This is a genomic window from Microbispora sp. H10949 (genome assembly GCF_014161435.1).
Taxonomy (GTDB): Bacteria; Actinomycetota; Actinomycetes; order Streptosporangiales; family Streptosporangiaceae; genus Microbispora; species Microbispora triticiradicis.
The window spans coordinates 370243-386569 of sequence record NZ_JABBWZ010000008.1; the positions used below are offsets into that span (position 1 = coordinate 370243).

General features: G+C 75.0%; 1 protein-coding gene. It reads left to right on the top strand.

From position 1 onward, the window contains the following. The first annotated feature begins 202 nt into the window (after positions 1–202). Entirely contained in the window at positions 203–16327 is a 16125-nt protein-coding gene (locus HHX40_RS22675) for a type I polyketide synthase (RefSeq protein WP_182882218.1), read from the top strand.

The window sequence follows — 16327 nt, forward strand, 5'->3', positions numbered from 1 at the left end:
TGCAGAGACATATGGCCATGGATCACCATTTTTTGATAACACTCCACCGCGACTTCCGGCAACGGCCGACGGCGCCGCCGCGGGCGAAGTCAGGGGGCGATAGGGGTTATTGGGCGGGTGATTCCCTGTCTTAGGGTTTGCGTAGATCGTGGGTGAGATGTGTCTGCCTTTTCAGGCACCTATATTTCGGCAGAGGTACGCCATGTCTGAGTCTGGGTTCGACGGGTCGTGGGCAGCGCGCATACCGGACGGAGGAGCGGCGCTGGCCGCCCGCCTGACCGGTCTGCCGCTCGCCGAGCAAAACCGCGTGCTGCTCGATCTGGTGTGTACGCAGACGGCGGCCGTGCTGCGGAAGTTCCGGCCGGACGACCCGGCCGAGGTCTCGCCCCGCCGGGCGTTCCGGGATCTCGGTCTCGACTCGATCGCCCTGGTCGAACTGCAGAGCCTGCTCAACGCCGTGACCGGGCTCGCGCTGGGGGTGAGCGCCGCCTTCGACCATCCGACACCGGCGTCCCTCGCCGCCTTCCTCCGTACGGAACTGCTCGGGGACACCGGCCCTGAGACCGGCCCGGAGCCGGTCGCCGGCGAGAGGCAGGCCGTCGACGAGCCGATCGCCATCGTCGGCATCGGCTGCCGCCTGCCCGGCGGGGTCGACTCGCCCGAGGGGCTGTGGCGCCTGGTCGACGACGGCCGGCACGTTCTCACCGACTTCCCCGACGACCGCGGCTGGGACCTGGAGCGATTGTTCGACCCCGACCCGGACCAGCCCGGCACCACCTACCTGCGGCGCGGCGGCTTCCTGCCGGAGGCGACGCTCTTCGACGCGGACTTCTTCGGCATCAGCCCGCGCGAGGCGCAGACCATGGACCCGCAGCAGCGGCTCGTGCTGGAGACCGCCTGGGAGGCGATCGAGCGCGCCGGCATCGACCCGGCCTCGCTCGCGGGCAGCCGGTCCGGCGTCTACATCGGGGTCGAGCCCCAGGAGTACGGCCCCCGCATCGCCGACGCGCCCGACGGGCTCGACGGCTACCTGATCACCGGCAACGCGACCAGCGTGGTGGCCGGCCGGGTGGCGTACACGCTCGGGCTGCTCGGACCGGCGCTCGCGATCGACACCGCCTGCTCGGGCTCGCTCGTCGCGGTGCACGTCGCGGCGCAGGCCCTGCGCAACGGCGAGTGCGGCCTCGCGCTGGTGGGCGGCGTGGCCGTGCTGAGCAGCCCCGGGGTGTTCACCGCGTTCAGCAGGCTGCGCGGTCTCGCGCCGGACGGGATCTGCAAGCCGTTCGCCGAGGCCGCCGACGGCACCGGCTTCTCCGAGGGCGCGGCGGTGCTGGTCCTGGAGCGGCTGTCGGACGCGCGCCGCAACGGCCACACCGTGCACGCGATCCTGCGCGGGTCGGCGATCAACCAGGACGGCGCGTCCAACGGCCTGACCGCGCCGAGCGGCCGCGCCCAGCGCCTGGTGATCCGGCAGGCGCTCGCCGACGCGGGGCTCGCGGCGTCCGACGTGGACGTGGTCGAGGCGCACGGCACCGGCACCACGCTCGGCGACCCCATCGAGGCGCAGGCGATCATCGACACGTACGGCCAGGGTCGCGAGCAGGACGACCCGCTGTGGCTGGGATCGGTGAAGTCGAACATCGGCCACACCCAGGCGGCGGCCGGCGTCGTCGGCCTGATCAAGATGGTGCTGGCCATGCGGCACGGGGTGCTGCCGAAGACCCTGCACGTCGACCAGCCGTCGTCGGCCGTGAACTGGTCGGCGGGCCGGGTGTCGCTGCTGACCGAGCCCGTGCCCTGGCAGGAGAACGGACGGCCGCGACGGGCGGGCATATCGGCGTTCGGCGTCAGCGGCACCAACGCTCACGTGATCATCGAGGAGCCGCCGTCGGACGCCGCCGCTGCCACGCCGCCGGCGGGCGACGCTTCCGACGCCGGGACGCGGCCGGTGGACGGCGCCGCGGCGCCCTCGGCACCGTCCGCGGACACGGCGACGGCGCCCGAAGAGACGGTGCCCGAAGAGACGGTGCCGGACCTGGCGACGGCGCCGTGCCTGGTTCCGGTGTCGGCCCGGGGAGACGACGCGCTGCGGGCCCAGGCGGCCCGGCTGCACGACCTGCTTGCGGCCGACGACACCGTGACGCCCGCCGACGCCGGATACTCCCTGGTGACCACCCGTACGGCGTTCCCGGACCGGGCGGTCGTCCTGGCCACCGGCCGGGACGAGTGCCTGCGCGGGCTGCGCGCCCTGTCCCAGGGCGAGAGCGGCCCGGACGTGGTCAGGGGGAGCGTCACCGGCGGTGCGCTGGCGTACCTGTTCACCGGCCAGGGCAGCCAGCGCCTGGACATGGGCCGCGAGCTGTGCGGGACGTATCCCGTCTTCGCCGCCGCCCTCGACGACGCCGCCGGATATCTGGACCTCCAGCTCGACCGCCCGCTCCTGGACGTGCTGTTCGCCGAGCCCGGCACCCCCGAGGCCGATCTCCTCCACCAGACGGCGTACGCGCAGCCGGCCTTGTTCGCTCTGCAGGTCGCCGCCTACCGGCTGCTGGAGTCGTGGGGGGTGCGGCCGGACTACGTCGCCGGGCACTCGATCGGGGAGCTGGCCGCCGCGCACGTGGCCGGGGTGCTGTCGCTCGAGGACGCGGCCACGCTGGTCGCCGCGCGCGGCCGCCTGATGCAGGCCCTCCCGGCCGACGGCGCGATGGTCGCCATCCAGGCCGCCGAGGACGAGGTGACGCCGCTGCTCACCGGCCGCGCCGGAATCGCGGCGGTCAACGGCCCCCGGTCGGTCGTCGTGTCGGGCGACGAGGCGGAGGTGCTGGCCGTCGCGGCCCGCTTCGAGGCCGACGGCCGCAAGACCAGGCGGCTGCGCGTGAGCCACGCCTTCCACTCGCCGCTGATGGAGCCGATGCTCGCCGAGTTCGGGCGGGTGGCCGGGATCCTGACGTACTCGCCGCCGAGCGTGCCGGTCGTCTCCACGGTGACCGGCGAACTCGCCACCGCCGAGGAGCTGTGCTCGCCGGACTACTGGGTGCGGCACGTCCGCGACGCCGTGCGGTTCCGCGACGGCGTCGCCGCGCTGCACGCCAGAGGCGTGGACACGTTCGTGGAGATCGGGCCGGACGGCGTGCTCAGCGCGATGGCCCAGGACTGCCTCGCCGACGCTTCCGGCGACCTCGCCTTCGTGCCCGTGCTGCGGCGGGACCGCGGCGAGGTGCGTCAGCTGCTGACCGCGGTCGCCGTCGCCCACACGCGCGGCGCCGCCCTGGAGGGATCGGCGTACGGCCCGGGGGCCCGCCGCGTCGACCTGCCCACGTACGCCTTCCAGGGCAGGCGTTTCTGGATGTCTCCGCAGGAGCCGAACGACGCGCTGGGCCTCGGCCAGGCGCCCGCGGACCACCCGCTCCTCGGCGCCGTGCTGCGCGCCGCCGGAGAGGACCGCGTCGTGCTGACCGGCCGCCTCTCCCTGCGGACCCACCCCTGGCTGGCCGACCACGTGATCTCGGGCCGGGTCCTGCTCCCGGGCACCGCCCTGCTCGAACTGGCCGTGTACGCCGGTGACCAGGCCGGCTGCCCGCAGGTCGAGGACCTGACCCTGCACGCCCCGCTGGTCGTGCCCGACCGCGGCGGAGTGTCGGTCCAGGTCGTCGTGGCCGAACCCGACGACGCCGGCCGGCGGGTGGTCGACGTCTTCTCCCGTCCGGATGGTGATGGGGACGGGGTGTGGGTGCGGCACGCGTCGGGTGTGGTGGGTCCGGTCGTGGGGGTGGCGGGGTTCGATCTGGCGGAGTGGCCGCCTCGGGGTGCCGAGGTGGTGGATGTGTCGTCGTGGTATCCGGAGTTGGCCGGTCGGGGGTATGGGTACGGGCCGGCGTTCCGGGGGTTGCGGAGGGTGTGGCGGGGTTCGGGGGAGGTGTTCGCGGAGGTCGCGTTGCCTGAGGGGGTGCAGGCGGGTGGGTTCGCGGTGCATCCGGCGTTGCTGGACGCGGTGTTGCAGGCGACCGATGTGGCCACCGATCCGGTGAGTGGTTCTGAGGGGGTGGATGCGGGGGCGGTGCGGTTGCCGTTCGCATTCGGTGGGGTGAGTGTGTTCGCGGCGGGGGCGTCGCTGGTGCGGGTGCGGATCGCTCCGGTGGCGGATGTGGCGGGGGATGCGGTGGCGTTGGAGATCGCCGACGCCTCTGGTGCGCCGGTGGCGTCGGTGGAGTCGTATGTGTGCCGGGCGATGTCGGCGCAGTCGGTGGGGGAGCGGGTCTACCGGGTCGACTGGGTCCCCGCTCCGGTTACTGCCCCGGTCCAGCCGGCCTCCGCGAAGCAGGAGTTCACCCGCTTTGACGTCCCCGTCACCCGCGAAGCCTCGTCAAGTGCGCTGCCGGACACGCAGGCGGAAGCACCCTCTGGGGTCCTGTCAGGGATGCGGTCGGTGGCGGCCGGGGTGTTGGAGCGGGTGCAGGAGTGGGTGACGGTTCCGGAGCCTGGTGGGCCGTTGGTGGTGGTCACGCGGGGTGCGGTGGGGCTGCCGGGTGAGGACGTGGACGTGTCGGTGGCGCCGGTGTGGGGGCTGGTGCGGTCGGCGATGGCCGAGTGGCCGGGCCGGTTCGTGCTGGCCGACATCGATGGCACCACGGAGTCGGAGGCGGTGCTGGCCGCGGCGGTGGCCACCGGTGAGCCCGAACTGCTGATCCGCGCGGGCCAGGTGCGGGTCCCGCGCCTGACCACCATGACCCCCGAGACCGAACCGGTGGGTTTCGGTGCTGGGGCGGTGGTGGTGACCGGGGGTGTCGGTGGGGTCGGTGCGCGGGTGGCGCGGCATCTGGTGACGGCGCATGGAGTGCGGTCGCTGGTGCTGGCCGGGCGTCGTGGCCCGGACACGCCCGGGGCCGATCTGCTGGTGGCGGAGCTGACCGAGTTGGGCGCTCAGGTGCGGGTGGTGGCCTGTGACGTGGCCGACCGGGAGGCGGTGGCGCGGCTGCTGGAGGAGGTGCCGGACCTGACGGCGGTGGTCCACGCGGCCGGGGTGCTGGACGACGGGCTGATCGAGTCGCTGACCCCGGACCGGCTGGACACCGTCTTCGCGCCCAAGGCCGACGCGGCCTGGCACCTGCACGAGCTGACCCGCGACCGGGACCTCAGCGCCTTCGTCCTGTTCTCCTCCACGGCGACCCTGTTCGACGCGCCCGGCCAGGGCAACTACGCCGCGGCCAACGCCTTCCTCGACGCCCTGGCCGCCCACCGGCACGCCCACGGCCTGCCCGCCACCTCGCTGGCCTGGGGCCTGTGGGCCGGCGCGGGAATGGGCGCAGGACTGGACGAGGCCGCACTGGCGCGCATCGCGCGCTCGGGGCTGGTGCCGCTGTCGTCCGAGGAGAACCTCGCGCTGCTGGACGCCGGAATACGCAGCGGACTGCCCGCTGTGGTCCCGGTCCGGGTGGACCACCGGGTGGTCCGCGAACGCGCCGACGGGATCCCGACGCTGCTGCGCGGCCTGGTGCGCCCGGCGACGAAGCGCGCCGGCGCCCGCAACGCCTCCACCGGCGGTGCCGGCGGCCTCGCCGAGCGGGTGGCTGGCCTGTCCGGCGCCGCGCGTGTCGACGCCCTGGTCGAGGTGGTCCGCGCCGAGGCAGCCGCCGTACTCGGGCACGAGAGCGGCGCCGCCGTCGCGCCCGCGCGCGCGTTCAACGAACTCGGCTTCGACTCGCTCGCGGCCGTGGAACTGCGCAACCGGCTCAACGCGATCAGCGGCCTCAAGCTGAGCGCGACCCTGGTCTTCGACTACCCCACGCCCCTCGCGCTCGCCACCCACCTGGCCGAGACGATCGACGCGAAGCCGGTGCGGACCCGTCAGGAGACCACCGTCGCCATCGCCCCCACCGAGGACATCGCGATCGTCGGCATGGCCTGCCGCTACCCCGGAGGCGTACGGTCGCCCGAGGACCTGTGGCGGCTGGTCGCCGACGGCGTCGACGCGATCGGCGAGTTCCCCACCGACCGGGGCTGGCCGCACGACGTGTACGACCCCGAGCTGAGCCGCCCCGCCACCAGCTACACCCGCGAAGGCGGTTTCCTGTACGACGCGGCGGACTTCGACGCCGACTTCTTCGGCATCAGCCCGCGCGAGGCACAGGCCATGGACCCGCAGCAGCGGCTGCTGCTGGAGGTCTCCTGGGAGGCGTTCGAGCGGGCGGGCATCGACCCGAGGTCCGTGCGCGGCAGCCGCACCGGCGTCTACGCGGGGGTCATGTACCACGACTGGGGCCTGCGGCTCGGCCCGCTGCCCGAGGAGATCGCCGCCTACCACGGCAACGGCAGCCTGGCCGGTGTCGCGTCCGGGCGGGTCGCGTACGTCTTCGGGCTTGAGGGCCCGGCGATGACCGTGGACACCGCGTGCTCGTCGTCGCTGGTCACCATCCACCTGGCCGCCGCCGGGCTGCGCGGGGGAGAGTGCGACCTGGCCCTGGCGGGCGGCGTCACCGTCATGTCCACCCCCGACACCTTCGTGGACATGAGCCGCCAGCGCGGATTGGCCGCCGACGGCCGGTGCAAGTCGTTCGGCGCGGGCGCGGACGGCGTCGGCTGGAGCGAGGGCATCGGTCTGCTGGTGCTGGAGCGGTTGTCGGATGCGCGGCGGCGTGGGCATCGGGTGCTGGGGGTGATTCGTGGTTCTGCGGTGAACCAGGATGGTGCGTCGAATGGGTTGACGGCGCCGAACGGTCCGTCGCAGCAGCGGGTGATCGGGCAGGCGCTGGCGGCTGCTGGGCTTTCCCCGGCTGACGTGGATGTGGTGGAGGGTCACGGTACGGGGACGACGCTGGGTGACCCGATCGAGGCGCAGGCGATCATCGCGACGTACGGGCAGGGCCGGGAGCGGCCGTTGTGGCTGGGGTCGGTGAAGTCGAACATCGGGCACACCCAGGCGGCGGCCGGCGTGGCCGGTGTGATCAAGATGGTGATGGCCATGCGCCATGGCGAGCTGCCCAGGTCGCTGCACGCCGCGGAGCCCTCACCCCAGGTGGACTGGGACGCCGGTCAGGTGCGGCTGCTGACCGAGCCGGTGGCCTGGCCCGAGGAGGGCAGGCCGCGCCGGGCGGCGGTGTCGTCGTTCGGTATCAGCGGCACCAACGCCCACGTGATCGTCGAGTCGGCGCCGGGCGAACCCGTACGGGAACCGCGGCCCGCTCCCGCGACCGTGCCGCTGGTCGTGTCGGGCCGCACCCCGCAGGCGCTGCGCGCCCAGGCCGGACGGCTGCTGCCGTACCTGGAGACACTGCCGGACGCGGAGATCGGCGAGCTCGGCCGCGCCCTCGCCACCACACGCGCCGCGCTCGAGTGCCGGGCCGTCGTGACCGGCGCGGACCGGGCCGAGTTCGCGGCCGGCCTCGCCGCGCTGGCGGACGGCTCCACGCCCGCCGGGGCTGCCCGCGAGGGCAGGGTGGCGTTCCTGTTCACCGGGCAGGGCAGCCAGCGCCTCGGCATGGGCCGCGAGCTGTACGGCGCATTCCCGGTCTTCGCCGAGGCGTTCGACGCCGTGCTCGCCGAGCTGGACCGCCATCTGGACCGGCCGCTGCGCGAGGTGCTGTGGGGCGAGGACGCCGATCTGGTCAACCAGACCGGCTACGCCCAGGCCGCGCTGTTCGCGCTGGAGGTCTCCCTCTACCGGCTGCTGGAGTCGTGGGGGACGCGGCCCGACTACGTCGCCGGGCACTCGATCGGCGAGCTGGCCGCCGCGCACGTGGCCGGGGTGCTGTCCCTGGCGGACGCGGCCCGCCTGGTCGCCGCGCGGGGCAGCCTGATGCAGGCCCTGCCGGCCGGAGGGGCGATGGTCGCCGTACGCGCGGCCGAGGAGCGGGTGCGCCCGCTGCTCGGCGACGGCGTGGACATCGCGGCGGTCAACGGGCCGGAGTCGGTCGTCATCTCCGGTGACGAGGCGGCCGTGTCGCGGGCCGCCGCGGCTCTCGCGGCCGACGGCCACCGGACGACCCCCCTGCGGGTGAGCCACGCCTTCCACTCGGCGCTGATGGAGCCGATGCTCGCCGGCTTCCGCGGGGTCGCGGAGGAGCTGTCGTTCGCGTCTCCGGCCATCCCCCTGGTGTCCACCCTCACGGGCACACTGGCCACGGCCGAGGAGCTGGGCTCGCCGGAGCACTGGGTGCGGCACGTGCGGGAGCCGGTCCGGTTCGCCGCCGCCGTGGGCGACCTCGCCGCCCGGAACGTCACCACCTTCGTCGAGCTCGGGCCGGACGCGGTGCTCGCCGCGATGGGGCAGGCCTGCGTCGCGGAGGACGCGGCCGCGTTCGTCGCCGTCGCCCGCAAGGGCCGCGACGAGGTGCGCGAACTCGTCGCCGGCCTCGGCCGGGCGTACGCGCACGGCCTGGCGGTCGACTGGGCCGCGTACTTCGGCGGCGACGCCCCGGCCGGGCTGGACCTGCCCACGTACGCCTTCCAGCGCAGGCGGTTCTGGCTCGACGGGTACACGTACGGCGCGGGCGACGTCGGCGCCGCCGGGCTGGACCACATCACGCACCCGATCCTGTCGGCCGCCGTGGAGTCGCCGGAGTCCGGCGAGGCGGTGCTGACCGGCCGTGTCTCGCCGCGGACGCATCCGTGGCTGGCCGACCACGTGATCTCGGGCCGGGTCCTGTTCCCCGGCACCGGGTTCATCGAGCTGGCGACGCAGGCGGGCGACTGGGCGGGCTGCCCCAGCCTCGACGAGCTCGTCCTCGAAGCGCCGCTCGTGCTGCCCGCCGAGGGCGGGGTCGCCCTGCGGGTGGTCCTCGGCCCCGCCGGTGACGGCCTGACGCGCTCGGTGCAGATCTTCTCCCGTCCGGATGGTGATGGGGACGGGGTGTGGGTGCGGCACGCGTCGGGTGTGGTGGGTCCGGTCGTGGGGGTGGCGGGGTTCGATCTGGCGGAGTGGCCGCCTCGGGGTGCCGGGGTGGTGGATGTGTCGTCGTGGTATCCGGAGTTGGCCGGTCGGGGGTATGGGTACGGGCCGGCGTTCCGGGGGTTGCGGAGGGTGTGGCGGGGTTCGGGGGAGGTGTTCGCGGAGGTCGCGTTGCCTGAGGGGGTGCAGGCGGGTGGGTTCGCGGTGCATCCGGCGTTGCTGGACGCGGTGTTGCAGGCGACCGATGTGGCCACCGATCCGGTGAGTGGTCCTGAGGGGGTGGATGCGGGGGCGGTGCGGTTGCCGTTCGCGTTCGGTGGGGTGAGTGTGTTCGCGGCGGGGGCGTCGCTGGTGCGGGTGCGGATCACTCCGGTGGCGGATGTGGCGGGGGACGCGGTGGCGTTGGAGATCGCCGACGCCTCTGGTGCGCCGGTGGCGTCGGTGGAGTCGTATGTGTGCCGGGCGATGTCGGCGCAGGCGGTGGGGGAGCGGGTCTACCGGGTCGACTGGGTCCCCGCCCCGGTCCCCGCCCCGGCCCAGCCGGCCGCGGGGAAGCAGGAGTTCACCCGCCTGGACGTCTCGGGTGCCCCGCAGACGCTTCCGGGGATGCGGTCGGTGGTGGCCGGGGTGTTGGAGCGGGTGCAGGAGTGGGTGGCCGTTCCGGAGCCTGGCGGGCCGTTGGTGGTCGTCACGCGGGGTGCGGTGGGGCTGCCGGGTGAGGACGTGGACGTGTCGGCGGCGCCGGTGTGGGGCCTGGTCCGCGCGGCCCAGCAGGAGAACCCGGGCCGGTTCGTGCTGGCCGACATCGACGGCACCACGGAGTCGGAGGCGGTGCTGGCCGCGGCGGTGGCCGCCGGTGAGCCCGAACTGCTGATCCGGGCGGGCCAGGTGCGGGTCCCGCGCCTGGCCGTGGTGACCCCCGACAACCAGCCGGCGATCCCCGGTTCCGAGCAGGCGGCTTCTGGCTCCGGGCCGGTGGGTTTCGGTGCTGGGGCGGTGGTGGTGACCGGGGGTGTCGGTGGGGTCGGTGCGCGGGTGGCGCGGCATCTGGTGACGGCGCACGGGGTGCGGTCGCTGGTGCTGGCCGGGCGTCGCGGCCTGGACACGCCCGGGGCCGATCTGCTGGCGGCGGAGCTGACCGGTCTGGGTGCTCAGGTGCGGGTGGTGGCCTGTGACGTGGCGGATCGGGAGGCGGTGGCGCGGCTGCTGGAGGAGGTGCCGGATCTTACGGCGGTGGTCCACGCGGCCGGGGTGCTGGACGACGGGCTGATCGAGTCGCTGACCCCGGACCGGCTGGACACCGTCTTCGCGCCCAAGGCCGACGCGGCCTGGCACCTGCACGAGCTGACCCGCGACCGGGACCTCAGCGCCTTCGTCCTGTTCTCCAGCACCGCGAGCACGCTGGCTGGGGCGGGCCAGGGCAACTACGCCGCGGCCAACGCCTTCCTCGACGGCCTGGCCGCCCACCGGCACGCCCACGGCCTGCCCGCCCTCTCGTTGCCGTGGCACCTGTGGACCGGCGCCGGAATGGCGGAAGGGCTCAGCGAGAGCGACGTCGCCCGCATCGAACGGCAGGGCATCATGCCGCTGTCGGCCGACGAGAGCCTCGCGCTGCTGGACGTCGCGCTGCGCGGCACGGATCCGGTGCAACTGCCGATCAAGCTGGACCGGGCCGCCCTGCGCGCCCGTACCGACGAACTGCCCGCGCCGCTGCGCGCCTTCGCCGCCCGCGCCAAGGCGCAGGCGGTCACGAAGCCGGCGGCCGGCAACGCCCTCGCCGACCGCCTGGCCGGCCGTCCCGCCGCCGACCGCGACCGGATCCTGCTCGATCTCGTACGCGTGGACGTGGCGGCGGTGCTCGGTCACGCCGGGTCCGGCGAGATCGACCCGGACCGCCCGTTCACCGACCTCGGCTTCGACTCGCTGGCCGCGATGGAGTTCCGCAACCGGCTGGGCGCGTCGAGCGGGCTCACGCTGCCCGCGACGCTGGTCTTCGACCACCCGACCGCGCGCGCGGTCGCCGCGCACCTCGCCGACCGCCTGGCCGGCCTGATGGGCGACCGCGTGGCGGACCGGGCCGGTGGAGCCACCGCGGACGTCCCGGCCACCCGCGCCGCGGAGCCGGTCGCGGACGAGCCGATCGCGATCGTCGGCATGGCCTGCCGCTACCCCGGCGGCGTACGGTCGCCCGAGGACCTGTGGCGGCTGGTCGCCGACGGCGTCGACGCGATCGGCGAGTTCCCCGCCGACCGCGGCTGGGACGACGGCGTCTACGACCCGGAACCGGGTGTGCCCGGCAAGACCTACACCCGCCGGGGCGGGTTCCTGTACGACGCCGCCGAGTTCGACCCCGAGTTCTTCGGCATCATGCCGCGCGAGGCGCTGGCCATGGACCCGCAGCAGCGGCTGCTGCTGCAGACCGCCTGGGAGGCGTTCGAGCGGGCCGGCATCGACCCGAGGGCCGCGCGCGGCAGCCGCACCGGCGTCTACGCCGGGGTGATGTACCACGAGTACGCCAGCAGGCTGCGCGAGGTCCCCGAGGAGCTGGCCGGCTACCTCGGCAACGGCAGTGCCGCCAGCGTCGCCTCCGGGCGGGTCGCGTACGCCTTCGGCCTGGAGGGCCCGGCCATCACCGTGGACACGGCGTGCTCGTCGTCGCTGGTGGCGGTGCACATGGCCCACCAGGCGCTGCAACGCGGCGAGATCGACCTGGCGCTGGCCGGAGGTGTCACGGTCATGCCGACGCCGGAGGTGTTCGTCGACTTCAGCCGCCAGCGGGGGCTGGCCGCCGACGGCCGGTGCAAGTCGTACGCCGGAGGGGCCGACGGCACCGCGTGGGGCGAGGGCGCCGGTCTGCTGGTGCTGGAGCGGTTGTCGGATGCGCGGCGGCGTGGGCATCGGGTGCTGGGGGTGATCCGTGGTTCTGCGGTGAACCAGGACGGCGCGTCGAATGGGTTGACGGCGCCGAACGGTCCGTCGCAGCAGCGGGTGATCGGGCAGGCGCTGGCGGCTGCTGGGCTTTCCCCGGCTGACGTGGATGTGGTGGAGGGTCACGGTACGGGGACGACGCTGGGTGACCCGATCGAGGCGCAGGCGATCATCGCGACGTACGGGCAGGGCCGGGAGCGGCCGTTGTGGCTGGGGTCGGTGAAGTCGAACATCGGCCACACCCAGGCGGCGGCCGGCGTGGCCGGTGTGATCAAGATGGTGATGGCCATGCGGGCGGGGACGGCGCCGCGCACCCTGCACGTGGACCAGCCGTCGCCGCAGGTGGACTGGGACTCCGGCCAGGTGCGGCTGCTGACCGAGCCGGTGGCCTGGCCCGAGGAGGGCAGGCCGCGCCGGGCGGCGGTGTCGTCGTTCGGGCTCAGCGGCACCAACGCGCACCTGATCCTGGAGCAGGCGCCGGCCGAGGAGTCCTCGGCCGAGGAGACGCCGTCGTCCGGTCCCGCCGGCCTGCCGATCGTGCCTCTGGTGGTCTCCGGCCGGACCCCGCGGGCGCTGCGCGCCCAGGCGGGCCGGCTCCTGAATCATCTGGAGCTCCAGCCAGAGCTGGACCTTCGCGACGTCGGCTACTCACTGGCCACCGGCCGGGCCGCGCACGCCCACCGCGCGGTGGTGCTCGCCGACGGGCGCGCCGCGGCGGAGCGCGGCCTGGCCGCGCTGGCCGCGGACACCGTCGACCCCGGCGTGGCCGATCTCGTCACCGGAGTGACCGGCACCGGCGGGCAGACCGCGTTCCTGTTCACCGGGCAGGGCAGCCAGCGTCCCGGCATGGGCCGCGAGCTGTACGAGGCGTTCCCGGTCTTCGCGGAGGCGTTCGACGCCGTGCTCGCCGAGCTGGACCGGCACCTGGACCGGCGGCCCGACCACCACGGTGACCGGCCGCTGCGCGAGGTGCTGTGGGGCGAGGACGGCGATCTGGTCAACCAGACGGTGTACGCCCAGAGCGGCCTGTTCGCGCTGGAGGTGGCGCTCTACCGGCTGCTCGAATCCTGGGGGGTGCGGCCCGACTACCTCGCCGGGCACTCGATCGGCGAGCTCGCCGCGGCCCACGTCGCCGGGGTGCTCTCCCTTCCCGACGCCGCCGCGCTGGTGGCGGCCCGCGGCGCGCTGATGCAGGCGCTGCCGCCCGGCGGCGCGATGGTCGCGGTCGCGGCCACCGAGGACGAGGTGACACCACTGCTGACCGGCCGGGCCGGCATCGCGGCGGTCAACGCGCCCGACTCGGTCGTGCTGTCCGGCGACGAGGCCGAGGTGCTCGCCATCGCGGCCGAGCTGGCGGCGGCGGGACGCAAGACCACCCGGCTGCGGGTCTCGCACGCCTTCCACTCGCCGCTCATGGAGCCGATGCTGGACGGCCTGCGCGCGGTCGCCGCGTCGCTCACGTACACGGCCCCGGCGATTCCGGTCGTCTCGACGGTCACCGGCGAGGTCGTCGGCGCGGAGCTGTGCACCGCGGACTACTGGGTCGACCAGGTCCGGCGCCCGGTCCGCTTCGCCGCGGCCGTCTCGGTCCTGGCGGCGGCGGGCGTCACCCGCTTCACCGAACTCGGCCCGGACGGCGTGCTCACCGCCCTGGCCCAGCGGAGCGCGCCGGACACCGCGCTGTTCACGGCCACCGCCCGGCGCGACCGGCCCGAGCCGGCCGCCGTCCTGACCGCGCTCGCCCGCCTGCACTCCGGCGGCGTCGCCGTCGACTGGCGGGCGTTCTTCGCCGGAACCGGCGCACGGCCGGTGGACCTGCCGACCTATCCCTTCGAGAACAGCCGGTTCTGGCTCGACGCGCCGCAGGTCGCCGCCGACGCGACCGGGCTCGGCCAGCAGGCGTCCACGCATCCGCTGCTGTCGGCCGTCGTGGCCATGCCCGACGACCGGGTGGTGCTGACCGGGCGGCTGTGCACGGCCACCCAGCCCTGGCTGGCCGACCACCGGGTGCGGGGCCGGATCCTGCTGCCCGGCAGCGGCCTGGTCGAGCTCGCCCTGCGCGCCGGTCAGGAGGTGGGCTGCGGCACGGTCGCCGAGCTGATCATGGAGGCGCCGCTCGTCGTGCCCGGCCGCGGCGCACTGGCGCTGCAGGTCACCGTGGAACCGCCGGACTCCGCCGGGGCGCGGGCGATCCACATCCACACCCGGCCCGAGGACGGCGGCGGGTGGACGCGGCACGCGACCGGCACGCTCACCGCCGAGGACGATCCCGCCCTCGGCGAGGCCGCCGCCGATCTCACCCAGTGGCCGCCGCCAGGAGCCGCCGAGACGGCGATCACCGGCGGCTACGACCTGCTGGCCGCCCGCGGATACGAGTACGGCCCGGCGTTCCAGGGGCTGCGCGCGGCCTGGCGCGACGGCGACGACGTCTACGCCGAGGTCGCCCTGCCCGAGCGGGCCGCGGCCGACGCGCGGAGGTTCGGCCTGCACCCGGCGCTGCTCGACGCGACCTTCCACGCCGACCTGCTGGACGAGCAGGGCCTGCGGGAAGGCCGCACGGTCATCCCGTTCGCCTGGACCGGCACGACCCTGCGCACGGGTGGCGCCGCCGCGCTGCGGGTGCACATCCGCAGGCTGCGCGGCGACGAACTGTCCACCATGACGCTGGCCGACGACAGGGGCCGTACGGTCGCCACGGTGCGGCGGCTCGCCGCGCGGGAGGTGACTGGGACGGCCGGCGGCGACCCCCGGGGTGGGTCTGTCCTGCGGCTCGAATGGCGCGACCTGCCGCTGGAGGGGGCGACGGCCGGGACCGCACCGGTGCTGGCCGGGGCCGACCACTTCGGTCTCGCGCGGCGCGCCGGTGGCGCGCACGACGGCCTCGCCGCCCTGGTGTCGGCGATCGACGCCGGAGCCCCCGTGCCCGACCTGGTGATCCACCAGTGCCTCGCCGAGCCCGCCGAGGTCCCCGTACGGACGCGGGCGGCCGTCCACGAGGTGCTGGACGTGCTGCGCTCCTGGCTGGCCGACGAGCGCCTCGCCGCCTCCCGGCTGGTGATCCTCACCAGGCACGCCGTCGGCGACGCGGACGGGACCGACGGGCTGGCCCACGCGCCGGTCTGGGGCCTGGTCCGGGCGGCCCAGCAGGAGAACCCCGGCCGGTTCGTGCTCGTCGACACCGACGGCACCCCGGCGTCGACGGCCGTGCTGCTGCCCGCGATCCGGTCCGGGGAGGCGGAGATCATGCTGCGGCAGGGCGTCGCCCGCGTTCCCCGGCTTGCCCCGGCGACCGCGGACCGTGAGACGCCGCCGTGGGACCCGGACGGCACCGTGCTCGTCACCGGCGGCGCCGGCGGGCTCGGCGCGCACCTCGCCCGGCACCTCGTCACCGCCCACGGCGTGCGGCACCTGCTGCTGACCAGCCGCCGCGGCCGGGACACCGAGGAGGCGCGGCGCCTGGAGCGCGAGCTGACCGGCCTCGGCGCGGAGGTGACGATCGCGGCGTGCGACGTGGCCGACCGGGCCGCGCTGGCCGGCGTGCTCGCCGCGATCCCGCCGGACCGGCCGCTCCGCGCGGTGGTCCACGCGGCCGGCGTGATGGACAACGCGCTGATCGGGTCGCTGACGCCGGCGCAGGTCGAGGCGGTGCTGCGGCCCAAGGTCGACGGCGCCTGGCACCTGCACGAGCTCACCGCCGACGCCGATCTGACCGCCTTCGTGCTGTTCTCCTCGTTCGCCGGACTGCTGATCGGCGCCGGGCAGGGCAACTACGCCGCGGCCAACCGCTTCCTCGACGCCCTCGCCGCCCATCGGGCGGCCTCCGGGCGGCCGGCGACGTCGCTGGCCTTCCCGCTCTGGGCGACGCGGACCGGGCTCGGCGGCGAGGCCGTCGACGGGGAGTCGGAGGAGCGCCGGATGGCCGCGCTCGGCATGCCCGCCCTGTCCACCGAGGACGGGCTGGCGCTGATCGACGCCGCACTGACCCGGCCGGACGCGGTGCTGGTGCCGCTCCGGCTCGACCGGGCCGCGCTCGCCGCCGCGGAGTCCGTCCCGCCCATGCTGGCCGGTTTCGTCCCCGCGAAGGCGCGGTCCGAGGCGGCGCGGCCGGCGGAGCGGACCCTCGCCGAGCGGCTGGCGGACGCCGGACCGGCCGACCGGGACCGGATCCTGCTCGACCTGGTGCGGGCGGAGGTGGCGGCCGTGCGGCACGCCGACCCGGACGCGATCGACGTCGCCAGGGGCTTCACCGAGCTGGGCCTGGACTCGCTGGCCGCGATCGAACTGCGCAACCGGCTGTCGGCGGCCACCGGGCTGCGGCTGCCGGCGACGCTGATGTTCGACTATCCGAACCCGCGGGAGCTGTCCGGCTACCTGCGGGAGGAGCTGCTGCCCGGCCTGCCCGACGAGGCGTCTCCGGAGGAGGGGCAGGCGGAGCCGAGCCTGCCGACGATGCAGGAAATCAACGACATGACGGTCAGCGACCTTGTGCGCGCGGCGTTGTCCGGGTCGAACTGA

What these genes read in the sequence shown, in the direction of transcription:
- HHX40_RS22675 (WP_182882218.1), top strand. Translation starts at nt 203, where the DNA reads ATGTCTGAGTCTGGGTTCGACGGGTCGTGGGCAGCGCGCATACCGGAC.